Raw genomic sequence first — 15,150 nt, 5'->3', positions numbered from 1 at the left:
GCGGGAGGCTCCGCCTGGGGTGCGGTGGAAGTGGCAGTAGCGGCGCACCCAGTCCACGTAGGCCCGCTCGGTGGAGAGTGCGTACCGACGCACGCGGCAGGCTTCTCGGACGTTGGTGAGTAATGGGGAGGGGCTAGCCACGCGGTTATACGGAATCGTTCGGGTTTCTCGCGGCGCCAGAGGCGGAGGCCGTTGTGCGGCATGGCGTTGTTCGGTATGTTACGATGGTTATACCGAACGAGGCTGTGTGTTATGCCGAATCCGGTTCTTGATAACTCTCTGTTCTGCCGCGTTCCAAGTCCTGTGTTGCTCCGACTCGTTGCCGTTCTCGCTCTCGCCGGTTGTGCTCCGCAGCGCCCGCTCGGGACGTGGGTGACTTCCACTTACGGCCGCGCCCAGGTGATCGAGGTCGCGCGCCAGCGTCTGGCGCTACCAGCCGAAGAGGGTCTGAGGCTCCGCGTTCTCCGCCAGCCGAACTGCGACGGCGACCCCGACGCTTTCCCGGCCGTCCCCCTCGCCGGAGCGGCGGTAGAGTACCGGACGTGGGCGGCTACCGGGGGTGGAATCCGAGACTCGACGATCCGCGGTCGGACAGACGAGTCGGGAAGCTTTTACGCCCGCGTTGAGCCATTGGACGGCGCGGCCGTGCTCCCGGTCACGGTTCGAGTTGTTGACGGGCTTGACTCTCTGTCTATCGAACCGGCCCGGGCGGTCGGCGAAGTACTCGTTTTGTGGTATGAACCGGCCACGGACTGTACCGTGATCTAGCGAGTGGCGTCCGCGGTAGGCGCGGCCTAACCCCCATAATCAGGTCTTTGTCAAGTGGGACGTTTTTGATGCGGTAGGGCCAGTCTCGCCCTGCACCCCCCAGTCTGAGGGGCGCGCGGTTTGGAGCCTCGGCGCCACGGTGTTAGACCGGTCCGGTCCTCGTCAGCCGCTCCTCAGAGCGCTGGCGGGCCACACCCCCATACGGGCTCTCGCCGTCGGTCTCGACGACGGGCGTGCGCGGGCCACGCCGTCCCAGATCTCTGTCGGCGGCACGCCTACTCGCTTCCCATTCCCGCCGAGGGCGGTCGGAGGCCGGAGTCTCCGCCGGCGCCAGTTCTGCTGGCCGGGCTTGCGAGTAGGGGCCATTGCTCCTTCTTCGTCCGGCTCAAGGGCTTGCCCTTGAACTGGCCGTTGAAGTCCTCTTGCTTGCGCAGCACGTGATACGCGATGCGAGCGATCTCTTTGGCGACCAGCGCACGCGCCACCGCCACGGGCTTCTTGCGCTTCTTCGAGTGGTACCACGCCTTCACCTCCGGGTAGTATTGGATCGCGCGGACGCCCGCGTGACTGAATGCGAGCTTGAGGTAGCGGTTGCCGTCGCGGGATCGCTTGTGGCGGACGCGGTCGCCGGAGTTGTCAGCGCCCGGCACCACACGGCAGTAGCTGAAGAAGGCCCGGTCGCTCTCGAAACGCGTGATGTCATCCACTTCGAGACGGATCGAGAAGGCGCACACCTTGCCGATGCCCGGGATGCGGAGGAGTCGCTGGACGTCGGCGTCGGGGACCAGGTGCGGCACGAGCGCGCTCTCCATGCGCTTGATCTGGCGGTGGAGCAGCTCGGCTTGCTCGACGTGCGTCTCGGCCTGCAACTGCCCGAAGGCGTCGAGGTCCGCCACGTCCTGCACGTTGTACTTCTCCAGCAGGCGCGCGATCGAGTTCTGGGCCGACACCCGGCGCTCGACCAGTCGCAGCCGGGTACGGAGCACGTCTCGCAGCGGTCGCAACTCGTCGGCGATCATGTGGGCCTCGGGCAAGAGATCGGTGCGCAGAAGATGGGCCAGCATCTTGGCGTCGGCTGCGTCCGTCTTGACCTTCGCTCCGGAGATGGCCTTAACACCCTTGGCGTGGGCGAGGCGGAGGTCGACCTCGACGCCTTCGGCCCGGTCGGCGAGAGCGTCGCGGACCCAGTACCAGCCCGAGGTGCACTCGACCGTCGCGGCGTGGCGTCCGGGCTGCTGGGCGAAGTACGCCAGCAGTGCCTTTGGGCGGCAGGGCATCTTGGCCGTAGCGACGACGGTACCGGCGGCGTCGAGCGTGGTGGCGGTGACGGAGCGCTTGTGGAGGTCGAGGCCGGTGAAGTAGTCGGGCGTCATGGCTCAGGCGGCGAGTGGGATCTCAAGGAAGGCATCCTGATTGGAAGGATCCCACCGCTGCAGGCCGACAGCACACGCGAGCGTTCTTAGCCTCGTCCGGCCACCGGTGTCTACGTTGCCTCGTACCCACCGCCAGTCGTCAGCGTGCTGCGGCTGAGCAGTCAACTGTCATATGGCCTTCCGCTAAACCGATGAGAACATCCTCTGTCGTCACCCTGATGTTCATACTGAGCGGGTCAGCGTGCTCGCAGACGCCGCAACCGGAGGCGAGCAAAGCGGCTCGGCAACCGACGCGGCCCGGCCTCTACCAGTGCGAAGGATGCGAGGCGGCGACAGAGCGCTCGCCGGACGAACTCGATTGGCAAGCGGATCTGCCGCCAACAGGCGAACCCGGCGAGCGCCTTGTCCTCGCGGGCCGTGTCCTCATGCCCGACGGCGAGACACCCGCACCCGGCGTCGTGCTCTACCTCCACCAGACCAACGCGGAGGGACTCTACCGCTCCATCCTCACTACGTCCGGTGGGGGGCGCGGCGACGGGATCATCGAGGGCTGGCTCGTCACCGACGCGGCGGGGCGCTACGAGATCACCACGATCAAGCCAGCCCCGTACCCGAGAGGCGGGATGCCCGCCCACGTCCACGTCTACGTGAAGGAGCCGGAACGCCGACCGTACTACCTCGACGACTTCGTGTTCGAGAGCGACCAGTATCTCACCCCGGCATACCGGGCAGACCAAGAACTTCGAGGCGGCTCCGGCATCATCCAACTCACGCGCGACTCAGACGGCGTCTGGCGGGGACACCGTGACGTTGTTCTCGAATGGTAAGATGACACCGATCCCGCTCGCCCTGCTCGCACTGGCCATCGCCCTTTCTGGATGCCGGGACCAACGCCCCGACGTCCAGACGGCTACGCCGACGGATACGGCAGCGCTCGCGGAACCCAATGTGCGTCTGCCGTCTCCGTCCTCCCCATCGATACGACGGCCTCGGTGGTCCATTGGAAGGGCACGAAGTTCAGGGGGCGCGGCAAGCACGAGGGGATCGCGTTCACGACCGAACCGAAGGGCACGGCCCCGACCGTCCCCTAGAGTCCCGGACTTCTCATAGACCTATGCCCTCAACCGTTCGATCCTTGCTGGCTCTCGCCTTCGCGTTCGGGTTCGCCCACGACGCCGTGGCCCAGGGCCTGCCCGCCCCGCCGAGGTGGGCGTCCGTCCTCGAGTCCCGGTTCGTCGAGGTCCACGCCCTCGAGGTCGGCCCGGACGGGCCGATCGTAGTCGGCGGGTCCGACGGCGACCTCAACGTGACGGCCGGGGTTGGGATCGGGAGCGCGTTTGCGTTTGGCGACGCCTTCTCGCTCGTCTACGCCGCCGGCCACGACGGAGCCCCGCGGTGGGCGCGCTCCACCTCCGGCGACCGTCCTTACGTGACGTACCACGTAGCGGCCGAGGGCGACCTGGTCGTCACCGGCGAGGGCGTCCCGTACCGGCCCCACCCCTTTAAATGGACGACGGGGACGACGCGGGTCGTCGGTCGGTCGGGCGACGGGTCCGTCCGGTGGACTGTGGATTTGGGCGCGTTCGTCGACGACGGGGAGGGGCCGTCGCAGTCGTCGGCCGTCGCGTACGGGCTCGACCTCGAGGGCGGCGTCGCCTACGTCGGCGGCGTGTTCCGGGACACGCTGGTGGTCGGTGCCGACACGTTGGTGGCCGCGCCGGACCCGGACGTCGGGTGGTTCTCCTTCGACGTCTTCGTGGCTGCATTCGATGGGGCGACGGGAGCTCCGCTCTGGGCGCGCTCGGTCGCCGCCGGTCCCGATGCGGTGTCGAACGTCCACGACGGCCGGATCGTTGTCGGCGAAGGGGACGGCCAGGGGGCGTTCGCAGCCGGACCGTCGGGGGTCCTGGTGGGCGGCGTATTTCCGCCGGGGTCCGTCGCTGACGCATCGGGCGAGCGCGTCGTCCTCGAGGACGAGACGGCTGTGGTCCGGTTCGGCCTCGATGGTGCGTTCGACCGGGCGTGGACTCAGGCCGACTTCGAGGTCCGCGACGACGTGATCGGAGAGTGGGACTCGGTCGGCGACGATCCCGAGGGGCGCAACCTCGCGTGGCCGCTCGCGATTGACGAGGGTCTGGACGGGGGACTCGTCGTCGTGTGGCGCTTTATCCCTGGCAAGACTATCGGGCCGCGGTGGTCGCACATCGAGGCCGGCGGCACCACGTACACCGACACGGCGGGGTCGGGCGTCTTGGTGACCCGCCACGGCGAGAGCGGCGCGCTGGGGTGGGCCGTCGACATCGTGACCGACGGGCCATTCCCGTCGCCGGGCGGGATCGGGCGGGGGGTCTCGCTCGACGTCGACCGGTACGGCCGGGTCGCCGTCGGGGCCACGTTCAGCTCGAACGTCGTCCGCGTCGCGGGGCGGTCTCGGATCCGGGACACCTACGAGGACGGGCTCGCGGTCGTGGTCGGGCCGGGCGGGAAGGTCCGCCGTGTCGTCCAGCTGTCGGACGAGCCCGGGACGGAGGCGTCGGGCTCGACCACGCCCCGACAGGGCGTGACCGGCGTGGCGTTCGACGACGAGGGGTCGAGCGAGGCGCTCTACCTCGCAGGCCGCGTGTTCGGCCACTTCGAGCTGGGCGGGGCCGTCTACCGGAACCGCGAGGAGCGGAGCACCGCGGGATACGTCCTACGCCTGGACCTAGGAGAGGCCGTCTCCCAGGAAGACAACCCGTCGGGCGATGCTTTCTCGATCTCCGTCGGGCCGAACCCGACGACGTCCCACGTTCGCGTGCGGCCGGTCGGTGGACGGGGAGCCGTCGCCGTTCGGGTCCTCGACGCGCTGGGCCGCGAGGTGGCTCGCACTGAGGGGACGGCCGGGGCCAACCTTGACGCGTCAGCCTGGCCGGCGGGTGTCTACGTCGTCGAGGCGACGGACGCAGCGACGGGAGTTCGGGCGTCGAGCGCGGTGACCGTCGTCCGGTGACCCAGGGCCGTCATTCCCTACTTTCTGCCAGGCTCCGTACGCGTTAACGTCTCTCAAGACGACGCAGGGATCCGTGCGAGATCCAGACCAAATGACTACTCAAACCACTCTACGCGCCTTTGCCCTCGCCCTCGCAGTGGGTGTGTACTCGCTCCCAGCGACCGCTCAGGACCAAACCCTCTACTGGGTATCCGAGGACGCCACACAGAGTTTCGGCTCTATCCACCGCTATCACCTCGGGACCGGCCAGCTCGATACCCTCGTCGATGCACGGCGGCTCGGTCCCGACCCGTTCCGGGTGTTTGGCACGGTCGCCGTAGATCCTGCTGCCGACCGACTGTACTGGACGGACTCCGGGTTCACGGACTCGACCGGTGCTAGCGCGGTCGGTGCCGTTATGAGCTCTAACCTCGATGGGGGCGACGTCGAGCCCGTCCGGTTCGGCGTCATATGCGGGATCGGGTTCTTCTCGGACATCGAGCTCGACGTCGACGACCGGACGCTCTACTGGTCCACCTTCTCGGACTGCGCTGGGAGCGGTCTCAACTACCTCGACTTCGACGGAGGAGCCCCCCCCGACACGTGGCGGAGCCTCCCGAGCTCGCAGTCCTATGCCGTCCGCGCCTTCGAGATCGATACTCGCGCTCAGACCATTCACTGGATCAACGGCGACGTGTTCAACACGCCCGTCGGCGTCTACTCGGCTCCCCTCGACCGGACCACCGATCCCACGCGCGTCGTTTTCGGCGACGTGTGCGACATCGCCGTCGACATCGCGGCGGGGAACCTGTTCTGGACCCGGTGCGGCGAGACGACGATCTACCGGTCAGCCCTCGACGGAACCGGGACCGAAGAGGCCGTCGTGAGCGACGCGGAGGTCCGGTTCATTGCGCTCGACCGAACAGGCAAGCAGGTGTACTGGTCCGAGACCGAAGCCGGCCGGATCCGACGGGCGAACTACGACGGGTCCGGCCTCGAGGACGTCGTGACCGGGCTCGAGACTCCGTACTCCGTCGAACTCGGGTTCGGGAGCCAGTTCGCCGTTTCCGCCGAGTCCGAGACGCCCGTCTTCAACTCGGCGAGCCTGCGGTTGTACCCGAACCCCGTCGCCGAGACGGCGATCGTAACGTTCGACCTCGGCGAGCCGGCCCGCGTCGTCCTCGAGGTCTACGACGCCCTCGGTCGCCGAGTCGACACCTTCGGAGCGGGAGCCTACCCCGGAGGGGAGCACACCGTCCGGTGGAACCCGGACCGCGTCCCTGCCGGCCTCTACGTCGTCGTCCTGAGGGCCAACGATCAGACGGACCGGACAACAGCTACAGTCGTCCGACTTTGATACCAAACGGGCGGGGGGACCCCCGGCTAGACGTACCAAAGACGACCTCGTCCTTCGAATCCTAACGCGTCGTCCGCTCTCGGCGCTTCATTCAAATGCAACACCGTAGAACCATCCGCCTCTTCGCCACCGTCGTCTTGGCCGCGTCCGTGTCGCTGACCTCGGCCCTCGCCCAGGACCGGAACGTCTACTGGGTCGGCGCTGACGGCGACGACTTCAGCGCGATCTACCGCTACGCCCTCGATTCCGGACAACTCGACACCCTCGTCCAGGCCCGCGCGATCGGCCCGGACTCGTTCCGCAAGTTCTACTCGGTCGCCGTCGACATCCCGAACGACCGGCTCTACTGGACCGACTCGGGGTTCACCGACTCGACCGGCGCCTCCTCCGCTGGCGCCATCGTCAGCGCCGACCTCGACGGCGACGACGTCGTGCCCTTCATCGCCGGCGTCGTCTGCGGCCTCGGCATCCCGACCGACATCGAGGTCGACCCGGACACCCGGACGCTGTACTGGGGCCACGAGTCGGACTGCCCCATCAGCAACCTGTCCTTCGTGGACGCGTCCGGTCCGCCCCCCGAGACTTGGCGCCAGTTCCCGAGCAGCCTCCCGTTCGCCATCACCGCCCTCGAGGTCGACGACGTGAACGGCACGTTGTACTGGGTCGACGTCGGCGTCTTCGGGGAAACGCCAAGCGGCGTCTACCGCGCCCCGCTCGACCGGACCCCCGACAGCGAGCGCATCCTCACGAGCTCCGTGTGGGACATCGCCGTCGACGCCCAAGCCTCGAAACTCTTCTCGGCCACGCGAGCCGGCAGCCGGATCAGTGTGTCCGGCCTCGACGGATCCGATACCGAGACCGTCCTCACGAGCGACGGCGGGATCCGGTACCTCGCCCTCGACCGGCTGGGGCAGAAGGTCTATTGGTCCGAGCCCGAGGAGGGCCGGATCCGCCGGGCCAACTACGACGGGACCGACGTCGAGGACGTCGTGACGGGGCTCGACGACCCCCAGCGGATCGAGCTCGACTTCGGCGGGCCGTTCGCGGTCGCGGCCGAGCCCAACGCGCTGTCGCCCGAGCCGCCCGGCCTCCGGGCCGTCTACCCGAACCCGGTGGTCGGGACGGCGACGGTCGAGTTCGACCTCGAGGAGCCGGCCCCGGTCGTCATCGAGATCTACGACGCGCTCGGTCGCCGCGTTGACGTCGTCGGCGTCGGGGCGCGCTCAGCCGGACGGCACTCGGTGGCGTGGGACCCCGTCGGCGGCGCGACCGGGCTCTACGTCGTCGTCCTGCGAGCAGGAGACCGAGTGGACCGAGCGACGTTCACGGTCGTCCGGCCCTAGGAAGGAACGACGGGACCTCCCGCGACCCGTACAGAAGACCACTCTCTCTGGCCCCGATCACATGATGCTACCCGAGACCGTCCGCCTCCTCTCGACCCTCGCCGTGGCCGCGTTCGTGTCGCTGGCCACCGCCTCCGCCCAGGACAACGCCGTCTACTGGATCGGGGCCGACGGGGACGCCGAGTTCAACAACGCGATTTACGCCTACGACCTCGACGCGGGCGTCGTCGACACGCTCGTCCAGGCCCGGTCGCTCGGTCCCGACGAGTTCCGGGCGTTCGTCTCGTTCGACGTCGACGTCCCGAACGACCGGGTCTACTGGACGGAGACCGGGGGCACCCGCGACGACGGGGTCATCGTGATCGGGGCCGTGGGTTCGTCGGCCCTTGACGGGTCCGATGTCCAGACGCTCTATGAGGGAGTCGTCTGTGGGGTGGGGACAACGACGGATATCGAGGTCGCCGGGGACTCGTTGTACTGGGGCATGGACTCGGCGTGCCCCGACGCCGCGCTAACCCGGGCCGGAGCGGGCGGACCGAGCGAGACGGACCCTCAGCCACGACTGGCCGTCCTCTCGGGTTACTTCGTCATCCAGTCCCTCGAGGTCGATCCTCAGCGCGAGACGGTGTACTGGGCCAACTACGACATCGACTTCCGCAACCCGGCCGGGCTTTACAGCGCCCCTTTAAGGGACACGTCGAGTGACCAACTCCTCGTCCGGGCGCCCGTGCTCGACTTTGCCATCGACCACGCCTCGTCCGAGGTGTACTGGACTCCCTTCCAGGGCAACGTCATCCGACGGGCGAACCTCGACGGGTCTGGGGCCACAGACGTCGTCGTGAGTGACGAGACGGTCCGGTACCTCGCCCTCGACCGGGATGGTGGGAAGGTGTACTGGACGGAGACCGAGGCAGGCCGGATCCGTCGGGCCAACCTCGATGGGACCGACGTCGAGGACGTGCTCGTGGGTTTGTCGAATCCAATGCGGATCCGGCTGGGCTTCGGTGGCGGCTTCGTATCGAGCGAGGGGGACGGACCGTCATCGGACCGGGAGACGCTACGGGCGGTGTACCCCAACCCGTTCCGAGATGAGACGACGGTGGCCTTCGACCTCGACGCGCCGTCGGCGGTGCGTCTGGAGGTGTTCGACGTACTCGGCCGCCGAGTCGACGTCATGGACGTGGGGTCCCTCCCGGCCGGGCCGCAGTCGATCCTGTGGCGCCCGGGCCGGATCGCGCCGGGCGCGTACCACGTGGTGCTGACAGTGGGGGGTGAGCCGGAGTCCACTCGGGTCACCGTTTGGGACTAACAGAGCCTCTCACGTTCCAAGCATGAACCGCACACTCCGACGCGCGCTCACTCTCCTCGTGCTTGGGGCTGCTTCGGCGGCTCCGAGCGCGGCCCAGACTGACGGGTCGCCGTCGTGGGTCTCCGTCCTCTCGGCGGACTACTTCTTCTTCGACACCCACGACATCGCGGTCGGCCCCGACGGACCCGTCATCGTTGGGGGAGCCGAGGATGAGCTTCGCGTCTCGGACGGCACGGCCTCCGGGAGCATCTTCGACCTCGGCCCCGACGCATCCAGTGGTGGGGAACTATCCTTCGTTTACGGCGCTGACCCCTCCGGGGCGCCCCGGTGGGTGCAGCGTGCGGCGACGGAGGCCGCGCCGTTCGAGACGTACCACGTCGCCGCCGAGGACGACTTGGTCGTCACGGGAGAGGGCGTGCTCTTCCAGCCCCATCCATATCGGTGGACAACGGGTACCACTCGTATCTCAGCCCGGTCGGCGACCGACGGGTCCGTGGAGTGGTCCTACGACCTCGGCGCGCTGGTCGAGGACTCTGAGGGTGCCGTCCAATCTTCGGCGGTCGCATATGGTCTGGAGATCCAAAACGGCGTGGTCTACGCTGCTGGCGTGTTTCGGGACACGCTCGTCGTCGGTGTCGACACGCTCGTCGTCGACGGTTCAGCGTCGGGCGAACGTGACAGGCGGTGGTTCGACACGTTCGTGCTCGCGCTCGACGCCAGCTCGGGAGCTCCGCTGTGGGCGCGGTCTGTTTCGATCGCCGCAGGAGACAGGGACCCGTTCCTAGAGTCCGTCGGATTCGATGTTCGCGGTGCGCACGCGGCGTTTGGGGTGGGAGACGGTGTCTTCGTCGCAGGGTCGTTCCCTGCGGGAGCTAGCGTCGACGGAGGGGGCGATCTCGAGGCCGAGACGGCCCTAATCCGGTTCGGCCTCGACGGCTCGTTCGAGCGGTCGTGGACTCAGCTCGACCTCGAGGTCAACAGCGACGTCCGGGACCCTGACGACGGGCCGAGCTCGAGGACGAGGTTCGAGGTCCGGCCCTACCGGCTCGCGACCGGTCCTGGCCGTCCGGTCACGATCGCGTGGTCGTTCATCCGGTTCTCGAACAACCTGGGACCGAACAGCTCGGCGTACGTCGAAGCCGGGGGGCGCCTCTACCGCTCGCCGGAGTCCGGTCAGGGCAACGCCGGGACGCTCGTGACCTCGCACGACGCCGACGGCGTGTTCGGGTGGGCCACGGCCCTTGCCGGGAACGGCTTCCCCATCGCCTGGGGTCTCGACGTCGACCGGCACGGCCGGGTCGCTGTTGGGGTCGACTCTGACTCCGACGTCTTCGTCGTCCGCGGCGTCCGCACGCCTCGCGAGGGTGCTGGTGACGGGTTTGCGGTCGTGCTCGAGGACGGGGGACGCGTCGAGAGGCTCGTCCACTTCGCCGACGACGTGAACCCGTCAACGACGGGCTCGAGCCGACCCTACCAGCAGGCGCGTGCGATCGCCTTCGACGACGGGGCCACGGGGACGGAGGCCCCGGGCGGTTCGGTCTACGTGGCCGGCAAGTTCCGGAACGCGCTCGAGGTCGGGGGCCGGGTGTACCGGACCGAGGAGGACTTCAAGACCGGGGTCTTCGTGGCGCGGGTCGACCTCGAGGGCGCGGTGTCGTCGGAAGGCGACCTCGAGGCCGGACGGCTCTCGGTGTCAGCGAGCCCGAACCCGGCCTCGTCCGCCATCCGGCTCGACGTCTCTGGGGCGCGGGGGTCGGTAGCGGTCCGGGTGTTCGACGTGTTGGGCCGGGAGGTGGCCGCCCTCGAGGGCGCGGGTGGTCTCCTCGAGGTCGACGTGTCGGCGCTGCCGGCGGGGGCGTACGTGGTCCGCGTCGAGGACGGCGCGAGCGCAGCGACGAAGACCATCACCGTCGCGCGGTAGAGTGAAGGTCCGACCTCGAGGTCGGTCCTCCTCGAGGACGCCGCTAAGGCTCGAGCCGCTCGAGCGCGATGTCGCCGAGGTCGACCACCGTGCCCTGAGTGACCCGCTGTCTGTAGGAGCCGTAGGAACTCTGGTAGCGGGGTCCCTGGTTCACGCCGAGCACGAGGGTGTGCGGGTACTCGCCGTCGTCGTGATCGACGGCGAACCGGCCGTCGGCCCCCGTCCTCGCCTCGCCGAGCGGGACGACGATGGACGATTGCTGGTAGAGGAACACGGCGACGCCGGGGATCGGGTCGCCAGCCGAGGCGTCGACGACTCGCCCCGTCACCCGGACCGCGGTGTCCCCAGGCGCGCCCAGACTGCACGCGCCGAGCGCGATCGTGGCGACGGCGAGGGCGGCGATCGGGGCGCTCGGTAGGCGTCGGAGGCGGGTCCAGGACGCGAGGAGCGCACGTCGTGGGCGAGGGGGGTGTGGGCCCATGTCGATCAAGTTCGTCTTCTCCATCCTAGCGCACGATGCCGGTACCGGGGTAGTCGGATGGTACTAGACGTCCCTCGACCCGACGTCGCATCTTGGTAGCCCGCGTGGGGCTCGGCGCCTCGCGAGCCAACGTCGACGTTCTCCCCGAAGCCATGGACCGGTTCACCGTCTCCCCCGTCGTCCTCGCGTTGGCCGTCCTGGTCTCCGGGCTCGCCCATTCGGGCTGCGGACTTCTTCCGCCCGACGGCCGCACGTTCGCCGGCGTCGTCGTCGACGCCGAGACGGGCGATCCCCTCCCCGGCATCCTCGTCTCGCTGAAACGGAGCGGCGGATTCGGCTCGTACAGGACCGTGGCCTCGACGCGGACCGACGACGCGGGACGGTTCGCCGTCTCCGAGCCCGACGAGCACTACGCCGAGGCGGTGTTCCGCGTCAACTCCCCGGACTACGGGGAGGACGTCCCGTTCGACCCGTGCTACGGGGGGACTCTGAACGAGGGGCTCCGTCCCATCGACCGGATGCGGGTCCAACTCCTGCGGATCCCGTCTGCGGACTCAACGTGCGGCCCCGCAGGTGGCACAGCAGTCCCGAGCGAACGCTGACCGAGCTCTCCCATGAAACACGTCGTCTTCGCACTCGGCCTCGGAATCGCGACCGCCGCCGCGACCGCTCAGCCGGCGGACTCCCTCGACTGGAAGCGGTACTACCCGCTCGCCGTCGGAAACATCTGGGAGTACCACGACGCCGAGGGGTTCAACGACCAGTTCCGCCACACGCTCGTCTCTGACACGACGGTCGGCGACCAGACCTAACCTGGCGACCGACGGCGTCTCGCTCGTCGCGTCGGCCTTCGAGCGTCCGACGGACGGCGAGCGACCGCTCGCCAACGGCGTCGCGTACGTGTTCCGACCGGGGGCAGCGCCGTCCGGGTTCTCTCTCGACGGTCGGCTCACGTCGGGGTTGGGGGCGGACGACATCGAGGGACCCGTCGGCGGCGGCGTCCGGAGCGACCAACTCGGACCCGTTGACGTGGACGGCGACGTTGTCGTCGCGGGGGCCGGGGGGGCGGGGGCCGGTGAGTCCTCGAGGGCCGGTGCGCTCGTCGTGTTCGAGCGGGGTCCTGCGGGTTGGGCTCGTGTGGCGCGGTTGGCATCCCAAGAGACGGACGGGGGCGACGCTCTCGGCGGCCGGGCCGTCGCCATCGAAGGTGGCGTGGCGGTCACGTCGTCGATCGTCAAGCGGGGGCCGGGGGTCGTGTACACGTTCGAGCGGTCGGCGGACGGGGAGTGGGCCGAGGTGGACGACTTGGCCGAGCACGACCGGCCGTCGGGTGGGGTGTCGAACCAGGCGTTCGGGCTGTCGCTCGACCTCGACGGGGGGACGCTCTTGGTGGGTGCCCCGTACGAAGACGGCGAGCGCGGTGCGGCCTACGTGTACGAGCGACAGGGAGACGGTTGGGCTCGGTGATCACGTACCCCGTAGGTCCTTCCTAGGTTAGGTCTCAGGGTCGAGGAGTCACCGCACGACGAACGCCGCCTTCGCTCGTAGATCGGCCGCGAGCTTGGACACTCGCCGCCTTACCGGATGATGGTCACCGCGCGGCCCGACGGGCCGGTGGCGCCTTCCAGTCTGACGACGTATCGGCCGGCGGCCAAGCCCGACGCGTCGACTTCGACCTCCGTCCGTCCGCCGACGGGCACGGCCAGCGCGACGCGGCCAGCCGCGTCCACGACCTCGAGGACGGACTCCACCCCGCCGGGGTCGACGGCGACCGTGAACCGGCCGTGGGCCGGGTTCGGCCAAGGGACGCCGACCCCGCCGTGAGCCGTCGGGGTTGGCTGATCGCGGCCACCTGTTCCAAGGCCCCGCCGGGTCGACGCGTACACGCGTCGGTCGAACTCGCCGCCGACCCGGAACCCACCCGCGATCGCGGTTAAGGACCCCGGCTTCGCCGCGATTCCCACGTCCGACGTGTTGAGGTCGAGCCCGAGGAGCGGCTCCGCCGGTGACCACGAGCCGCCCTGCCGCGACGAGTAGACCTGAGTCCCGGCCCCCAGCTGGCTCCCGCTTTGGGCGTACGCAGCCACATGCGCGTCGCCCTCGGACACGGCGAGCCGGAGCGACACGTACTGGTTAGGGGCGCCCGTGGGGAGTTCGGACAGGGCCGCGGTCGCGTCCGACCACGCGCTCGGGCGCTCGGCCGGCCGGGCCGCGTGGAGGACCTCGCGGGGGATCACGAAGTGGACCCCGGGCTCGCACGGGAACGCCGAGTCCCGCGACCACACGGCGTGGACGACCCCGTCGTCGACGGCGACCCGGGTGTCGACGGCCGGGAGTACGCACCCCGGCGACTCAGCGCTGGCGTCGTACACGACCTCGGGCGCTGACCACGTCCCGCCGTCGTCACCGGACGTGACCACGACGACGTCCCCGAGCCGGGCCACGCCGGAGGCCGGGTCGTCGGGCTCGTACGAGACGTACAGCACTCCGTCCTCCTCGGCGAGTCCCGGCGCGTGGCCGAGCAAAGAGCTCACGTCGTCCCACGTGCCGTTGGCGGATCGACGGAAGTGCTGGACCTGAGGCCTCGACCCCGCGTCTCTCCCGTCGAACACGACGTGGACGGCCCCGCCCTGCGTCACGGCGAGCGAGACGGGGAGGGACCGGCGGCTGAGCCCGCGCTGGGGTTCGGTCGTGGCGACGATCTCCTGGGCTGGACTCCACGTCCCGTCCCGATCCGTCGCGTAGAACAGGGACGTTACGGCCGACGGGCTCCCGACGTCCCGTGTCCGCTCGCCCCAGACCACGTGGCGGTCTCCGTCCGGCCCTACGGCGATAGTCGGTCGGAGCGACTCGGTCGGCGTCTGGGACACGTTGACGGGGTCGGACCACACACGGTCAGCCCGAGACACGACCCAGACGTCCTCGGACCGGACGTCGAACTCAGGGGTGTAGCGGAACGAGAACGTGTTGACGGCGACGTGGAGGACGCCGCCGGACAAGGCCGCGGACGGGGCGGCGACGCTGTCGAGCGGGACCGGGTCGGGCGGGGACCACGAGCCCGATGCGCCGGAGCTCGTCGTGAGGAGGGGGGCGGCAAGGAGCGAGAGAAAGAGGGCCGCGCGCATGTCTTCTCCAGGTTGCGTCTTTGGGAAAGGGTAACGACGATCGCCCCCGAGGGCGGCACGACCGGGGACGGCGTGGGGGACCAGGCGGGCTAGCTCACAGGGTCGGGAGCCGTCGCGGGGCGCGTTCAGTTGAACCAGAACACGACTCGGACGCCGTCGGGGTCCCCGGCGTCCTCGAGGGCGGGGACGGTCACCGCCAGGAAGAGTCCGGCGGCCTCGCGGTACGTCCGGCCGGTCCGCGACGTGTACTCCTGGACAGGGTCCCCGTACTGGTCGGGGTAGGGCGGCCCGAGCGGCTCCCACTTCGGACCGAGCGGCGGCTCGTCGAGGGTTCCGGGGGGCGGGAAGCCCTCGAGGTAGAACGCTCCGACCCGGATGCCGGTGGCCCGGATGGCTGAGAGGAGGAGCCGCTGGAGGGGGCGGGTCACGAACGACTGGACCGGGTTCGAGAGCCGCGATCGCCGCCGCCGGACGGCAGCCGCGGCGTGTTCCCCCTCTCGCGAGA

Annotated in this window: 15 protein-coding genes; 10 read left to right on the top strand and 5 right to left on the bottom strand. The window is 69.4% G+C overall.

All coding sequences use genetic code 11. From position 1 onward, the window contains the following. A partial coding sequence (locus tag WBA11_RS07970) for a phage integrase N-terminal SAM-like domain-containing protein (protein WP_424520167.1) occupies window positions 1-141 on the bottom strand: 141 nt, incomplete at its 3' end. Window positions 142-399: 258 nt separating this feature from the next. On the opposite strand from WBA11_RS07970, the gene WBA11_RS07965 reads away from it, so the two are divergent. Continuing rightward, window positions 400-768 carry a hypothetical protein gene (locus WBA11_RS07965; RefSeq protein ID WP_424520166.1) on the top strand — a complete coding sequence of 123 codons (369 nt, stop codon included), beginning with the start codon at window positions 400-402 and terminating at the stop codon, window positions 766-768. 275 nt (window positions 769-1,043) lie between these two features. Here WBA11_RS07965 and WBA11_RS07960 read toward each other — a convergent pair whose 3' ends face one another. Further along, window positions 1,044-2,141: an IS110 family transposase gene (locus WBA11_RS07960; protein WP_424520165.1), complete on the bottom strand. Its 1,098-nt coding sequence runs from the start codon at window positions 2,139-2,141 to the stop codon at window positions 1,044-1,046. Window positions 2,142-2,332: 191 nt separating this feature from the next. Here WBA11_RS07960 and WBA11_RS07955 point away from each other — a divergent pair, with 191 nt between their 5' ends. From WBA11_RS07955 to WBA11_RS07930, 6 genes are all read left to right on the top strand, one after another. After that, a complete protein-coding gene (locus WBA11_RS07955) occupies window positions 2,333-2,968 on the top strand; it encodes an intradiol ring-cleavage dioxygenase (protein ID WP_424520164.1) in 636 nt (211 codons plus the stop codon). Window positions 2,969-3,276: 308 nt separating this feature from the next. Then, the gene (locus WBA11_RS07950; RefSeq protein WP_424520163.1) at window positions 3,277-5,130 is read left to right on the top strand and encodes a T9SS type A sorting domain-containing protein; all 1,854 of its coding nucleotides are present in this window, start codon (window positions 3,277-3,279) and stop codon (window positions 5,128-5,130) included. Between the two features lie 91 nt (window positions 5,131-5,221). Further along, window positions 5,222-6,466: a T9SS type A sorting domain-containing protein gene (locus WBA11_RS07945; protein WP_424520162.1), complete on the top strand. Its 1,245-nt coding sequence runs from the start codon at window positions 5,222-5,224 to the stop codon at window positions 6,464-6,466. A 95-nt stretch (window positions 6,467-6,561) separates the two neighbouring features. Then, complete coding sequence (locus WBA11_RS07940; protein WP_424520161.1) at window positions 6,562-7,809, top strand: FlgD immunoglobulin-like domain containing protein; 1,248 nt, start codon at window positions 6,562-6,564, stop codon at window positions 7,807-7,809. A gap of 61 nt (window positions 7,810-7,870) precedes the next feature. Beyond that, on the top strand, window positions 7,871-9,118 hold the full coding sequence (locus WBA11_RS07935; protein ID WP_424520160.1) for a T9SS type A sorting domain-containing protein: 1,248 nt from the start codon (window positions 7,871-7,873) through the stop codon (window positions 9,116-9,118). Between the two features lie 22 nt (window positions 9,119-9,140). Further along, on the top strand, window positions 9,141-11,039 hold the full coding sequence (locus WBA11_RS07930; RefSeq protein ID WP_424520159.1) for a T9SS type A sorting domain-containing protein: 1,899 nt from the start codon (window positions 9,141-9,143) through the stop codon (window positions 11,037-11,039). 43 nt (window positions 11,040-11,082) lie between these two features. Here the strand turns inward: WBA11_RS07930 and WBA11_RS07925 are convergent, their stop codons facing one another. Then, a complete protein-coding gene (locus tag WBA11_RS07925; protein WP_424520158.1) occupies window positions 11,083-11,520 on the bottom strand; it encodes a hypothetical protein in 438 nt (145 codons plus the stop codon). Between the two features lie 152 nt (window positions 11,521-11,672). On the opposite strand from WBA11_RS07925, the gene WBA11_RS07920 reads away from it, so the two are divergent. The 3 genes from WBA11_RS07920 (at window position 11,673) to WBA11_RS07910 (ending at window position 12,987) form a co-directional block, all read left to right on the top strand. Further along, on the top strand, window positions 11,673-12,122 hold the full coding sequence (locus tag WBA11_RS07920; RefSeq protein ID WP_424520157.1) for a hypothetical protein: 450 nt from the start codon (window positions 11,673-11,675) through the stop codon (window positions 12,120-12,122). Window positions 12,123-12,134: 12 nt separating this feature from the next. Beyond that, a complete protein-coding gene (locus WBA11_RS07915) occupies window positions 12,135-12,332 on the top strand; it encodes a hypothetical protein (RefSeq protein WP_424520156.1) in 198 nt (65 codons plus the stop codon). 88 nt (window positions 12,333-12,420) lie between these two features. Beyond that, a complete protein-coding gene (locus tag WBA11_RS07910) occupies window positions 12,421-12,987 on the top strand; it encodes a hypothetical protein (RefSeq protein WP_424520155.1) in 567 nt (188 codons plus the stop codon). A gap of 110 nt (window positions 12,988-13,097) precedes the next feature. Here WBA11_RS07910 and WBA11_RS07905 read toward each other — a convergent pair whose 3' ends face one another. Together WBA11_RS07905 and WBA11_RS07900 are read right to left on the bottom strand one after the other, a co-directional pair. Further along, the gene (locus WBA11_RS07905) at window positions 13,098-14,645 is read right to left on the bottom strand and encodes a hypothetical protein (RefSeq protein WP_424520154.1); all 1,548 of its coding nucleotides are present in this window, start codon (window positions 14,643-14,645) and stop codon (window positions 13,098-13,100) included. Window positions 14,646-14,770: 125 nt separating this feature from the next. After that, a partial coding sequence (locus tag WBA11_RS07900; RefSeq protein WP_424520153.1) for a hypothetical protein occupies window positions 14,771-15,150 on the bottom strand: 380 nt, incomplete at its 5' end.

Origin of the sequence: Rubrivirga sp. (genome assembly GCF_049648075.1) — a bacterium.
Taxonomy (GTDB): Bacteria; Bacteroidota; Rhodothermia; order Rhodothermales; family Rubricoccaceae; genus Rubrivirga.
Note: the sequence above shows the minus strand (reverse complement) of the source record. Positions and strands in the feature narration are given on the sequence as shown.

Bases quoted from the DNA above. Each gene is read 5' to 3' on its own strand.
- WBA11_RS07960 (WP_424520165.1), bottom strand. From the start codon at position 2,141: ATGACGCCCGACTACTTCACCGGCCTCGACCTCCACAAGCGCTCCGTC.
- WBA11_RS07955 (WP_424520164.1), top strand. From the start codon at position 2,333: ATGAGAACATCCTCTGTCGTCACCCTGATGTTCATACTGAGCGGGTCA.
- WBA11_RS07945 (WP_424520162.1), top strand. From the start codon at position 5,222: ATGACTACTCAAACCACTCTACGCGCCTTTGCCCTCGCCCTCGCAGTG.
- WBA11_RS07940 (WP_424520161.1), top strand. From the start codon at position 6,562: ATGCAACACCGTAGAACCATCCGCCTCTTCGCCACCGTCGTCTTGGCC.
- WBA11_RS07935 (WP_424520160.1), top strand. From the start codon at position 7,871: ATGATGCTACCCGAGACCGTCCGCCTCCTCTCGACCCTCGCCGTGGCC.
- WBA11_RS07930 (WP_424520159.1), top strand. From the start codon at position 9,141: ATGAACCGCACACTCCGACGCGCGCTCACTCTCCTCGTGCTTGGGGCT.
- WBA11_RS07925 (WP_424520158.1), bottom strand. From the start codon at position 11,520: ATGGGCCCACACCCCCCTCGCCCACGACGTGCGCTCCTCGCGTCCTGG.
- WBA11_RS07920 (WP_424520157.1), top strand. From the start codon at position 11,673: ATGGACCGGTTCACCGTCTCCCCCGTCGTCCTCGCGTTGGCCGTCCTG.
- WBA11_RS07915 (WP_424520156.1), top strand. From the start codon at position 12,135: ATGAAACACGTCGTCTTCGCACTCGGCCTCGGAATCGCGACCGCCGCC.
- WBA11_RS07905 (WP_424520154.1), bottom strand. From the start codon at position 14,645: ATGCGCGCGGCCCTCTTTCTCTCGCTCCTTGCCGCCCCCCTCCTCACG.